Source organism: Streptomyces sp. NPDC048606, from assembly GCF_040650855.1.
Taxonomy (GTDB): Bacteria; Actinomycetota; Actinomycetes; order Streptomycetales; family Streptomycetaceae; genus Streptomyces.
The window spans coordinates 252,736-263,796 of the sequence record NZ_JBEZIB010000003.1; the positions used below are offsets into that span (position 1 = coordinate 252,736).

Here is an 11,061-nt window from a genome sequence, read left to right on the forward strand (position 1 = left end):
GGTGCGCGAGGATCAGGCGACGATCCAGTCGGAGGTCGCGATCACCGGCTGCACGCCCTCACGGTGGACGGTGCCCTCGATCAGGCCGTACATGCGGTCCGCGGCGAAGTAGACCTCGTTGTCGTTCTTGAGGCCGAAGGGCTCCAGGTCGACGAGGAAGTGGTGCTTGTTGGGGAGGTTGAGGCGGACCTCGTTGACCCGCGGGCAGTTGTCGAGCACCCGCTCGGCCATCTGGTTGAGGGTCTGCTGGAGGGAGTAGGAGTACGTCTCCGCGAAGGCCTCCAGCATGTGCTTGCGGACCTTCTTGTACGACATGTCCCAGTCGAACTCCGGGTCGTCGGCGGCCAGCGCCGAGTGCGCCCAGCGGGAGGTGACCTTGGTCGCCAGGATGCGGTCGTACGCCTCCTGGAGGGTCGTGTACCGGTCCTTGATGTAGCCGTGGAACTCGGAGTTGGTCGAGTTCATGACCGTCAGGTCCTTCAGACCCGAGATCACCTGGAGACCGGTGGTCTCGCTGTAGGTGATCTGCGCGGTGCGCACCTCCTGGCCCTTGCGGACGAAGGAGTGCTGCTCCTTGCGCGTCGGGACGGGGATCCGGTCCCAGGCGTACTCCTCGATGCGGATCTGCGCCTCGCGGATCGGCGACTGGGAGGAGACGAAGTGCTTGGCGAGGAGGATGCCGAAGGCCTCGGGGGAGGCGATGCCGTGCTCCTTGCCGAAGGCGTACACCGTGTTCTTGGTGGTGTCGGTCGGCAGGCAGTTGGCGTTGTCACCGGTCAGGTGGACGTCGCGGAACTCGCCGCGCAGGGCCACCGACACGTTGAGGTCGCGGATCTCGCTCCAGGAACCGTCGCTGCCCTTGCGGGTCACCTTCACGATGCGGTTCTCGGCCTTGCCGTACTGGTTCTGGCCCAGGACGTGCTTGCTCATGCTGTCTTCCTTCGGGTACTCGGGAACACGGAGTCCGGTCGTCTGGATCCCGTACGCCCGGCGTCCAGCGCCCGCCCCAACCGAAGACGTGCCGCTCCCCGCCGTTCGACCCCGTGGGGCCGCCCCGGGACTGACGTGCATCCCGGTCCGTAGGTGCTGAGTGGTACTGAAGAAGTACTGCTCGGATTGCACCATGTGTACGGCGGGTGAACCACCGCACGGATCATCCGAACACCAGCACCCACGGATTGGGCGTCCGTACAGCCCCGCAGGTCAGGTCATGTGCGCGTCCGCGACGGTCAGGGCCTCGTCGAGGATCGCGAGCCCCTTGGCCACGTCGTCGGCCGCGATGTTGCAGGGCGGCGCGACGTGGATGCGGTTGCCGGCGAGGAGCGGCCACAGGCCGCCCTTCTTCAGGGCCGCGCCGAAGGCCGCCATCGGCGCGGCCTCCGCGCCGGCGGCGTTGTACGGCACCAGCGGCTCGCGCGTCGCCGGGTCGCGCACGAGCTCCAGGGCCCAGAAGGTGCCCAGACCGCGCACCTCGCCGACGGACGGGTGGCGCTCGGCGATGGCCCGCAGCCCCGGGCCCAGCAGTTCGGCGCCGGTGCGCGCGGACTGCTCGACGATGCCCTCCTCGGCCATGGTCTCGACGGTGGCGACGGCCGCCGCGCAGGCCAGCACGTGCCCGGAGTAGGTGAGCCCGCCCGGGTAGGGGCGGCGGGCGAAGGTCTCGGCGATGGCGGCGGAGATCGCCACGCCGCCGAGCGGTACGTAGCCGCTGGTGATGCCCTTGGCGAAGCAGAGCAGGTCGGGGGTGACGTCCCAGTGCTCGGCGGCGAACCAGGTGCCGGTGCGGCCGAAGCCCACCATGACCTCGTCGAGGATGAAGACGATGCCGTACCGGTCGCACAGCGCCCGGACGCCCGCCAGGTAGCCGGCCGGGGGCACCAGCACGCCGGGGGCGCCGCCGACGGTCTCCAGGATGATCGCGGCGATCGACTGCGGGCCCTCGAAGACGATCGTGTCCTCCAGGTGGCGCAGCGCGCGCTCGCACTCCTCGGCCTCGGTCGTCGCGTGGAACGGCGAGCGGTACAGGAACGGGCCCCAGAAGTGCACGACGCCCGCGGTCGCGCTGTCGTTGCCGAAACGACGGGCGTCACCGGTGAGGTTGATCGCCGTCGACGTGGCCCCGTGGTACGAGCGGTACGCGGACATCACCTTGGGCCGGCCGGTGTGCAGCCGGGCCATGCGCACGGCGTTCTCCACGGCCTCGGCGCCCGCGTTCGTGAAGAAGATCTTGTCCAGGTCGCCGGGGGTGCGCTCCGCGATGAGGCGCGCGGCCTCGGAGCGGACGTCCACGGCGAAGCCGGGCGCGACGGTGCAGAGCTTCGCCGCCTGCTCCGCGATGGCGGCGGCCACCTTCGGGTGCTGGTAGCCGATGTTGGTGTAGACGAGCGCGCTGGAGAAGTCGAGGAAGCGGTTCCCGTCGTAGTCCCAGAAGTACGAGCCCTCGGCGCCGGCCACGGCCAGGGGGTCGATGAGCTCCTGCGCCGACCAGGAATGGAAGACGTGTTGGCGGTCGGCGCTTTTCACGGCGTCTTTCACGGCGGCGAGGTGCTCGGCTTCTGCGTTCATGTCCCGAGGGTAGTTGTCCAGGATGTGGACCCCGGGGTGCCTCCGGCGGGGCGCGACCGAACGCCGACCTGACGGACCGGGAGGGGCCTCCTCGACGGGCCCGGCGGGTCCGGCCTACCGTCGTCGTGACCTGCCGCCGCTCCACGGGGGAGAACGGCGGGACGTCCGGGGCGGCCCCCGGCGGCGCGGAGGGACCCCCCGGCCCCCCGCCGCCCGGCCCCTCGCCGCCGCCCGGCCGCCGGTACGCCGCCCGGTCGCTCGCCGCCGCCCGGCCGCTGCCGGTACGCCCCCGGCCCGCGCCCCGGAGGCGGCGCGGCCTCGGCCACGTGGCCGAACGTACGGATTCGGCCTTCTCCGCCGGGGGTAGGTGCGCCGCCGAGGGGACGGGCGGCGCGGAGACGGGAGAGCCTGTGGCCGAGCAGACGCGGAGGCTGGTCCTGGCCGGCGGCGTCGTGACCGGGGTCGTCACCCGCTGCCGCGACTTCACCCGGGGCGCCTTGGCCGACTGGCGGTGGCCGTCGGACGCGGAGGAGACCGAGGACGTCCTGCTGCTCGTATCGGAGCTGGTCACCAACGCCTGCCTGCACGCGGACGGACCGCGCGAGCTGGTGCTGCGCCACGCCCCCGGGCTGCTGCGCCTGGAGGTCCGCGACGACGGCCCCGAACCGCCCCGGCGGCGGCCCGCGGGCGAACGGGGGCGCCCGGGCGGGCACGGCCTGGTCCTGCTGGACCGGCTCACCGTCGGCTGGGGCGTCGAGGCGGCGGACCCCTCCGGAAAGACCGTCTGGGCGGCCGTGCGGCCACCGGGGTCGGACGGTCCGCGGCGCCCCGATCCCGCATAGGCTGCGCCGCATGGAGACGTACACGATCGGTCAGGCAGCCCGGCTCCTCGGCGTCAGCAGCGACACCGCCCGGCGGTGGGCGGACGCCGGGCGCTTCCCGACGCGGCGCGAGGGGACCCGTCGGATCGTCGAGGGCACGGACCTGGCGGCGTTCTGCGTCGAGGTCGCCCAGGAGGGCGGGGAGGACGCCGACGCCCCGTACACCTCGGCGCGCAACGCCTTCCCGGGCATCGTGACCGGCATCAAGCTGGGCAGCGTCGGGGCCCAGGTGGAGATCCAGGCCGGCCCGCACCGCGTGGTGTCGCTGCTGACCCGGGAGGCGGTGGAGGAACTGGGCCTGGTGGTGGGCATGCGGGCCACCGCCCGGGTGAAGTCCACCAGCGTCTTCGTGGACCGCGTCTGAGGCGCGCGGCCCCCCGGCACCTCAGGTGAAGGCCCCCGCGCGGGCCGCCTCGTAGGCGGACCGCGCCGCGCGCCGCGCCGCGGCCTCGTCCAGGGGCAGCGCGCTGGTCAGGAACCGGTAGTACAGCGGCGCCGACACGGCGCGGACGACCTCGGCGGGGTCGGTGCCCGCCGGGAGTTCCCCCCGCTCCACGGCCGACGCCGCGCAGGGCGCCCATTCCGCGACCCGGACCTCGTAGAAGCGGTGGAGGGCCTCGGCCGTGCGGGCGTCGCCCGTGGCGGCGGCGATCACGGCCTTGAACAGGGCGCCCTGGCGCGGGTCGGACAGGGTCCGGCGGACGAGTTCGGCGTTGGCCGTCAGGTCCTCCAGCAGCGAGCCCGTGTCGGTGCGCGGCAGCGACTGTTCGGCCATGTCCGTCAGCAGGTCGGCGACGAGTGCGGCCACCGTGCCCCAGCGCCGGTAGACGGTGGTCTTGCCGACCTGCGCGCGGCGGGCCACCTCGGCGAGGTCCAGCCCGTGGAAGCCCTGCTCGGCGAGGGTGTCCCCGGCCGCCTCCAGGACGGCCGCCCGTACGCGCGCCGTCCGCCCGCCGGGGCGCAGCGTCCCGGGCTCGGGCTCGGGCTCGGGCTCGGTTTCGGGTTCGGCGGGATCGTCCGACAACTTCATAACGGGTCTCCAGTTCCATTAATGGCGCGCGGCTGTTACCTTGGGATCACCTTAACGGGTCTGCGGTCCCGTTATCGTCCATCCGTCGAAGCCGAAGGGAACCGTCATGGAAGCCACGGAAGCCATGGAGTACAGGCAGCTCGGATCGTCCGGACTCAAGGTCCCCGCGCTCAGCTTCGGAGCCGCCACCTTCGGCGGCAGCGGCCCCCTCTTCGGGGCCTGGGGCACCACCGACACCGAGGAGGCCCGCCGCCTCGTCGACATCTGCCTCGAAGCCGGCATCAACCTCTTCGACACCGCCGACGTCTACTCCGCCGGCGCCTCGGAGGAGGTGCTCGGGCAGGCGCTCAAGGGCCGCCGCGACCGGGTCCTGATCTCCACCAAGGCCGGACTGCCCACCGGCGACGGCCCCCTGGACGCGGGCACCTCCCGCTCCCGCCTGATCAAGGCCACCGAGGACGCCCTGCGCCGCCTCGACACCGACTACATCGACCTCTTCCAGCTCCACGCCTTCGACGCCGCGACCCCCGTCGAGGAGGTGCTCTCCACCCTCGACCGGCTCGTGCGCGACGGCAAGATCCGCTACGTCGGCGTCTCCAACTTCGCCGGCTGGCAGCTCATGAAGTCCCTGTCCGCCGCCGAACGACACGGCCTGCCCCGCTACGTCGCCCACCAGGTCCACTACTCCCTCGTCGGCCGCGACTACGAGTGGGACCTGATGCCCCTCGGCCACGACCAGGGCGTCGGCGCCCTCGTGTGGAGCCCGCTCGGCTGGGGCCGGCTCACCGGCCGACTGCGCCGCGGCCTGCCCCTGCCCGCCGGCAGCCGGCTCCACGCGACCGCCGACTACGGCCCGCCCGTGGACGACGAACTGCTCTACGACGTGGTCGACGTCCTCGACGCGGTGGCCGAGGAGACCGGCCGCACGATCCCGCAGGTCGCCATCAACTGGCTGCTGCGCCGCCCCACCGTGGCCTCCGTCATCGTCGGCGCCCGCAACGAGGAACAACTGCGCCAGAACATCGGGGCCGTCGGCTGGAGCCTGACGCCCGACCAGGTGGCCCGCCTCGACGCGGTGAGCCGGCGCCCGGCCCCGTACCCCCACTTCCCCTACGAGCGCCAGGAGGGCTTCGCCCGCCTGAACCCCCCGCTCGTCTGATCCGGGGGCGGACGGGCGCGCGCCCCCCGCGCCGCGCGCCCATCGTCCGTCATGGTGGGCGCAGAAGGGCGGCCGGGACCGCCCGCGAGCGCGTCCCCGAGGAGCCGTCACGTGAGCGAACAGGACAACGGGGCGCGCCGGCTGCCGCTGCCCGGATGGATGCGCCGGCACACCCCGCTGCTGAGCCGGGTGCTGGACCAGTTCCGCAGCGTACGGATCCTCGACTGCGCGACCCGGCTCGCCGCCCAGGCCTTCCTCGGCGGGGTGCCCGCGCTGTTCGTGATCGCCGCCCTGGCCCCCGACTGGCTCAAGGAGGACCTCGTCGAATCGCTGCGCAGCGCCGTCGGCCTCCAGGACGCGGTGCTGGACCAGGTGACGGCCGTCTACGCCGCCACCGACGAGGTGGCCAAGGCGAGCACCGGCGGGGTGGGCATCGTCGTGACCCTGCTGTCGGCGACCGCGTGCAGCCGCGCCCTCCAGAGCACCTGCGAACGGGCCTGGCACCTGCCCAAGGCCAAGGCCGCGCTCGCCGCCTGGCGGTGGGTCGCGTGGATCGTCGTGTGGCTGACGGCGCTGCTCTTCCAGGGCCCCGTGCTGAACGCCTTCGGGACGGGGCGGATCGCCGGGTTGCTCCTCGCGACCCTCGCCGCCACCCTGCTGTGGTGGTGGACGCAGCACCTGCTGCTCGGGGGCCGGGTGCCGTGGCTGCCGCTGCTGCCCGGCGCGCTGCTGGCCGGGGTGGGACAGCAGGCGCTGTCGCTGGGGTCGCGGATCTACATGCCGGCCGCGGTCAACCGCAGCCTGGGGGAGTTCGGCGGACTCGGCGCGGTCTTCGTCCTGCTGTCGTGGCTGATCGTGCTGTTCACCATCGTCACCGTCGCCATCGCCCTGGGCCAGGTCATCGCCCGCGAACCCTGGCCGGCCCGGCTGCTCGGCACGCCTCAGGAGGAGTCCCGCTGACCCGTTCCCGTCCGCCCCGCCGGTCCCGCCGGTCCCGCCGGTCCCGCCCGGCCGCCCGCGGCCAGCAGGGCGAGGACGGCGAGCACCGCGAGGAGCACCAGCACCAGCAACAGCACGGTGAGCACCGTCGGGTGGTTCCACAGGGCGAAGACCAGGGCGACGACGAGCACCGCGGCGGTCGTCAGCCACCGCCGGTTGGCCTCCACCCACCGGCCCGCGCCGCCCGACTCCACCCCGTGGGCCAGGCCCCAGCGGGCCGCGGAGTCCGCGGTGCGCTCGGAGCCGCGCCGCACGGCGCCCGGCAGCCGGCCGGGCCCGGTGAGCCAGGCGCCGAGCGCGACGACCACGCCCAGGACGATCGCCGTGCGCAGGGCGGTGCGCAGGAAGCGCACCAGGGTGTCGAAGACGGCCGCCGCGGCCGCCGGCGACTGCACCTGCTCGGGCAGCCGGTCGAGGTAGACGTGGCGTACGACGACCAGCGCGACGGACACCAGGAGGCAGGCGGCCGCCGCGCACAGCGCGGTGGTGACCAGGGCCCGGCGCCGGCGCCGGGCGAGCAGCACCCCGGCCGCGCCCAGCAGGACGGTGAGGACGGGCAGCCAGTTGCCGACGACGTCCAGGAGGTGCACGGCCCCGCGGATCTTCCCCAGTTGGTCGGAGTGGAAGAGCACGAGCCGCTTGTCCACCTCGGGGATCTTCTCTGCCGGGGCCAGCCCGGCCTTCACCAGGTCCTGCTTGACCTCGTCCACGGCGGCGCCGAGGTCCAGGGTCACCGTGCCCCCGTCGACCTCGACGGGCCCGCGCCCGTGGCCGGTGAGCGCCCGTACGACGGAGGCGTGCGCGAGGCGGTTGGCCCCGACCCACAGCCGCTCGAAGCGGTCGCCCTCGACGAAGCGGGTCGCCGCCTTCGTGACGGCCCGGTCGGTGGCCTCGTCGAGCTGCGGGCCGAGCGCCCGGACCGCGGTGCCGACCGCCGGCGGCAGCCCGCGGTCCTGCAACCAGGCCGCGAGGTCGGCGGTGATCCGGGGCCCGTCCACGCGTACGTCGGCGGCCTGGGTGATCCGCCCGACGGCCGCGGCCCGGATCGCCGGGTCGGTGGCGAGCGGGGTGACGGTCTGCACGTAGCGGCGGTCGTCCAACACGATGTCGTGGACCCACACCGTCAGCAGTGACACCGGCACCAGCAGGCAGGTGAGCGCGATCAGTACGGCGGACAGCCCGGCGCGGGCGGCCCGCCCGCCCCGCCCGCCCCGCCGACCGTCGGAGGGCGGCCCGTTCCCGGGCGGCGGGTTCGACGACGGGCCCGACGACGGGTTCGGCGGCGGGCCCGACGGCGGGTTCGACGGCACGTTCTCGGACGGCACGCTCATGCCGTCCATTGGATCCCCGGCCGCGCGCCGCCGCGCGCCCGGTTACCCCGTCCGGGCCGGGGGCGGGCGCGTTCGGCCCGCTCCCGGCCCGGGGGCTCCTACCGCGGCTCGTGCCCCTGCGCGCGCAGGACGTCGGCCACGCGCGGGGGCTCGTAGGACTCGCCCTTGAGGACCTTGCCGTCCTCGCGGCGGGCGGGGCGGCCGTCCGGGCCCAGCTTGGACATGTTGGCGCGGTGGACCTCCGCGAGCACCGCGTCGAGGTCGATGCCGTGGACGGCGGCGGTCCCGTAGGCGGTGTAGACCACGTCGGCCAGCTCGTGGGCGATGTCGACGAGCCGCCCGGACTCGGTGGCCTCGGCCAGTTCGGTCACCTCCTCCTGGAGCAGTACCTGACGGTGCGCGGCCAACGCGGGCGCGACGGAGGTCGGTCGGGTCGCGAGGTCCAGCCCGAAGGCCTCGTGGAACGCGCGGACCAGTTCCTGGGGGGTGGGTGAGGTGGTCATGCGGCCCTGCCTTCGATCGTGGGGGAGGTGGCGGAGATGGGGGAGGCGTGGTCGGCGCCGGCGCGGCGCAGTGCGAGCACCGCGTTGTGGCCGCCGAAGCCGAAGGAGTTGCTGAGGACGACGTCGCCGCCGGTCGGCAGGCCGCGCGGGCCGAACGTCACCACGTCCAGGTCGCAGGCGTCGTCGCGGTCGTCGCAGCCGAGGGTGGGCGGTACGAGGCCGTGGTGCAGGGTGAGCGCGGCCACCACCCCCTCGACGCCGCCGGCGCCGCCCTGGAGGTGCCCGATGTTGCCCTTGACGGCCGTGACCGGCACCCCCTCGGAGTCCGGGGATCCGGCCGCGCGTTCGTCCAGGAAGCGGCGCAGCGCCGTGGCCTCGGCCAGGTCCCCCTCGACGGTGGCGGTGGCGTGCGCGTTGACGTGGACGACGTCGGCCGGGACGGAGCCCGCGTCGGCGAGCGCGCGGCGCAGGGCGAGGAGGATCCCCGCGCCGGAGGGGTCGGGTGCGACGAGGTGGTGGGCGTCGGCGGACAGCCCCCAGCCGGCGGCCTCGCAGTAGACGCGGGCCCCGCGCGCGCGGGCGTGTTCCTCGGACTCCAGGACGACCAGTCCGGCGCCCTCGCCGTGGACGAAGCCGTCGCGGTCCTTGGCGAAGGGGCGCGAGGCGCGGTCGGGTTCGTCGTTGCGGGTCGACAGGGCGCGCATGGCGGTGAAGGCGGCCATCACGGCGGGGGTGACGGCGGCCTCCGTGCCGCCCGCGAGGACGACGTCGACGTGGCCGTGGCGGATGCGGTCGATGGCCGCTCCGATGGCCTCCGTGCCCGAGGCGCAGGCGCTGATGACGGTCCGGGCCTCGCCGGTGATCCCGAGTTCGAGGGAGATCTGCGCGGCCGGCTGGGAGGGCACCGTCATGGCGGCGGTGAGCGGCGATACCCGCTCGGGGCCCTTCTCGCGCATCCTGCGGTCGCCCTCGACGAGGACCGGGGCGCCGCCGATGATGGTGCCGACGCTCACGCCGACCCGGCTCGGATCGAGGCCGCTGTCGAGGGTCCCCGACTCCTCGAAGCCGGCGTCGCGCCAGGCCTCGCGGGCGGCGACCACCGCGAACTGGGCGGCGCGGCCCATGCGTCGGGCCCGTACGCGGGGCAGCAGGTCGGCGGGGTCGACGGGGACGGTCGCGGCGATGCGCACCGTCTGGTCGGAGAACTCCTCGTCCGGCAGGGCGCGTACGCCGCTGCGTCCCTCCAGGAGCCCTCGCCACAGGGAGGGGACACCGACGCCGAGCGGGGTGATCGCCCCCAGGCCGGTGATGACGACCCTGCGAGGTGTCGCGTGGGTCACTTCTACGTGCCGGCCGGGGGTGGTGGGCGGCTGGTGCATGTGGTTCTGCTTTCCTGTTCCATGCTTTCAACTGTCGATCCGTGCTCGACAGTTGCCTGCATGAAAGTCACGTCGTGGACGCCCGCGCAAGGTCTTGAGACGCGTGTCACCCGATACCCCGCAATGGGGCTTCGAGCCGGCGGTCGCGACAGGGGTGCGCGGTACACTTCGACACCAGATCACGCCCTGAACGGGTGAGCACCATCGCGGGGGGAATTTTAACGATGGGGACAACTGGCGTTCACAGACGGGCTCCCGATTCCGAGCCCGCTCCCCAGATGATGGAGCTGCCTCAGCTCCTGCGCGTCTGGCGGAGTGACGCGGGTCGTAAACTGCGCCGGGACCGTGCGATTCCGCAAAAGGAAGTCGCCGAAATCATGGGCGTGAGCGAACGGTGGTACCGGAGTCTGGAATCCGGTGATTCCATTTCGCTGTCCAGTGACATATTGGGTCGGCTTTCCGAGGCATTGGTTCTGGGGCCCGACGAGCGCATGGTCCTCTACAGTCGCGCGCTCGACGGGGCGGGACTCGCCCTCACGGACGAGGAGGGCGCGGCCGAGAACCAGCTCGCGCTGTTGCAGGTGGTGACGGCCCAGACGCAATTCCCCGCCTATCTCACCGACGCCTGCTGGAACATCGTCGGCTACAACACCCTCATGTCCACCTGGTTCCCCTGGGTCCTGGAGCCCGGCGCGAACCTGATGCGGTGGGCGCTGACCGATCCGAGCGCCCGCGAGCAGATGCTGGACTGGGGCCGGCACGCCGAGGTCTACCTCGCCATGGTGCGGTTCGCCCTGGCCACGGGCACGCACAAGGAGTCGTTCGACCAGCTCCTCGACCAGGTCCTGCGGGATCCCGAGTGCGCCCGGATCTGGGCGCGGGGGCCGAAGGTCATCGCCTTCCGCCACGGGCACCGGTACCGGCTGAGCCTGCCGCACGTCTCGCCGGAGCCGATCACCGTCAACTCCCAGGTGCTGCTCCCCGCCTATCAGCACGGACTGCGCTGCGTGATGCTGCTCCCGCAGACGCCTCCCGTGCCGACGTCCCCCGCGCGGCCCCCCGCCGCGTCGGGGTCCGTCCTTCCCCACTCGCAATAACGTCACAGTACACGCGGAACCGCGCCGCGGACCGGCAAAGTTCTGCCGCTTCCGCATTCTTCCGACGGGCGACCGGCAAACATTTGCCGGTCGCCTTTCGTTTGTTCTCCTTGTCCG

The 11,061-nt window shown here is 73.3% G+C and carries 11 protein-coding genes; 5 read left to right on the top strand and 6 right to left on the bottom strand.

Annotation, left to right across the window (positions count from 1 at the left end; translation table 11 throughout):
- Window positions 1-12: 12 nt before the first annotated feature.
- Both pucL and AB0D01_RS05295 read right to left on the bottom strand, forming a co-directional pair.
- A complete protein-coding gene (gene pucL / locus AB0D01_RS05290; protein ID WP_363053662.1) occupies window positions 13-930 on the bottom strand; it encodes a factor-independent urate hydroxylase in 918 nt (305 codons plus the stop codon).
- A 273-nt stretch (window positions 931-1,203) separates the two neighbouring features.
- Window positions 1,204-2,565 carry an aspartate aminotransferase family protein gene (locus tag AB0D01_RS05295; RefSeq protein WP_363053663.1) on the bottom strand — a complete coding sequence of 454 codons (1,362 nt, stop codon included), beginning with the start codon at window positions 2,563-2,565 and terminating at the stop codon, window positions 1,204-1,206.
- Window positions 2,566-2,975: 410 nt separating this feature from the next.
- Between AB0D01_RS05295 and AB0D01_RS05300 the strand changes: the two genes are divergently transcribed.
- Window positions 2,976-3,407: an ATP-binding protein gene (locus AB0D01_RS05300; protein ID WP_363053664.1), complete on the top strand. Its 432-nt coding sequence runs from the start codon at window positions 2,976-2,978 to the stop codon at window positions 3,405-3,407.
- A 10-nt stretch (window positions 3,408-3,417) separates the two neighbouring features.
- A complete protein-coding gene (locus AB0D01_RS05305) occupies window positions 3,418-3,810 on the top strand; it encodes a TOBE domain-containing protein (protein WP_363053665.1) in 393 nt (130 codons plus the stop codon).
- 21 nt (window positions 3,811-3,831) lie between these two features.
- Here AB0D01_RS05305 and AB0D01_RS05310 read toward each other — a convergent pair whose 3' ends face one another.
- Window positions 3,832-4,476, bottom strand: a complete 645-nt coding sequence (locus AB0D01_RS05310) for a TetR/AcrR family transcriptional regulator (RefSeq protein ID WP_363053666.1) — start codon at window positions 4,474-4,476, stop codon at window positions 3,832-3,834.
- Between the two features lie 124 nt (window positions 4,477-4,600).
- Between AB0D01_RS05310 and AB0D01_RS05315 the strand changes: the two genes are divergently transcribed.
- A complete protein-coding gene (locus AB0D01_RS05315) occupies window positions 4,601-5,635 on the top strand; it encodes an aldo/keto reductase (protein ID WP_363053744.1) in 1,035 nt (344 codons plus the stop codon).
- A gap of 111 nt (window positions 5,636-5,746) precedes the next feature.
- Complete coding sequence (locus AB0D01_RS05320) at window positions 5,747-6,595, top strand: YhjD/YihY/BrkB family envelope integrity protein (RefSeq protein ID WP_363053667.1); 849 nt, start codon at window positions 5,747-5,749, stop codon at window positions 6,593-6,595.
- Here the strand turns inward: AB0D01_RS05320 and AB0D01_RS05325 are convergent.
- From AB0D01_RS05325 to AB0D01_RS05335, 3 genes are all read right to left on the bottom strand, one after another.
- Window positions 6,577-7,965 carry a hypothetical protein gene (locus AB0D01_RS05325; protein ID WP_363053668.1) on the bottom strand — a complete coding sequence of 463 codons (1,389 nt, stop codon included), beginning with the start codon at window positions 7,963-7,965 and terminating at the stop codon, window positions 6,577-6,579. The genes AB0D01_RS05320 and AB0D01_RS05325 overlap by 19 nt on opposite strands.
- A gap of 98 nt (window positions 7,966-8,063) precedes the next feature.
- Window positions 8,064-8,468 (bottom strand): MazG nucleotide pyrophosphohydrolase domain-containing protein, encoded by a 405-nt coding sequence (locus AB0D01_RS05330; RefSeq protein ID WP_363053669.1) that lies wholly within the window; start codon window positions 8,466-8,468, stop codon window positions 8,064-8,066.
- Window positions 8,465-9,847: a beta-ketoacyl-[acyl-carrier-protein] synthase family protein gene (locus AB0D01_RS05335; RefSeq protein ID WP_363053670.1), complete on the bottom strand. Its 1,383-nt coding sequence runs from the start codon at window positions 9,845-9,847 to the stop codon at window positions 8,465-8,467. The genes AB0D01_RS05330 and AB0D01_RS05335 overlap by 4 nt, the downstream gene beginning before the upstream one ends.
- 491 nt (window positions 9,848-10,338) lie before the next feature.
- Here AB0D01_RS05335 and AB0D01_RS05340 point away from each other — a divergent pair, with 491 nt between their 5' ends.
- Complete coding sequence (locus AB0D01_RS05340; RefSeq protein ID WP_363053671.1) at window positions 10,339-10,944, top strand: hypothetical protein; 606 nt, start codon at window positions 10,339-10,341, stop codon at window positions 10,942-10,944.
- Window positions 10,945-11,061 lie beyond the last annotated feature (117 nt).

Excerpts from the sequence above, each read along its gene's own strand:
- pucL (WP_363053662.1), bottom strand. The coding sequence starts at position 930 with ATGAGCAAGCACGTCCTGGGCCAGAACCAGTACGGCAAGGCCGAGAAC.
- AB0D01_RS05295 (WP_363053663.1), bottom strand. The coding sequence starts at position 2,565 with ATGAACGCAGAAGCCGAGCACCTCGCCGCCGTGAAAGACGCCGTGAAA.
- AB0D01_RS05305 (WP_363053665.1), top strand. The coding sequence starts at position 3,418 with ATGGAGACGTACACGATCGGTCAGGCAGCCCGGCTCCTCGGCGTCAGC.
- AB0D01_RS05310 (WP_363053666.1), bottom strand. The coding sequence starts at position 4,476 with ATGAAGTTGTCGGACGATCCCGCCGAACCCGAAACCGAGCCCGAGCCC.
- AB0D01_RS05315 (WP_363053744.1), top strand. The coding sequence starts at position 4,601 with ATGGAGTACAGGCAGCTCGGATCGTCCGGACTCAAGGTCCCCGCGCTC.
- AB0D01_RS05325 (WP_363053668.1), bottom strand. The coding sequence starts at position 7,965 with ATGAGCGTGCCGTCCGAGAACGTGCCGTCGAACCCGCCGTCGGGCCCG.
- AB0D01_RS05330 (WP_363053669.1), bottom strand. The coding sequence starts at position 8,468 with ATGACCACCTCACCCACCCCCCAGGAACTGGTCCGCGCGTTCCACGAG.
- AB0D01_RS05335 (WP_363053670.1), bottom strand. The coding sequence starts at position 9,847 with ATGCACCAGCCGCCCACCACCCCCGGCCGGCACGTAGAAGTGACCCAC.
- AB0D01_RS05340 (WP_363053671.1), top strand. The coding sequence starts at position 10,339 with ATGGTCCTCTACAGTCGCGCGCTCGACGGGGCGGGACTCGCCCTCACG.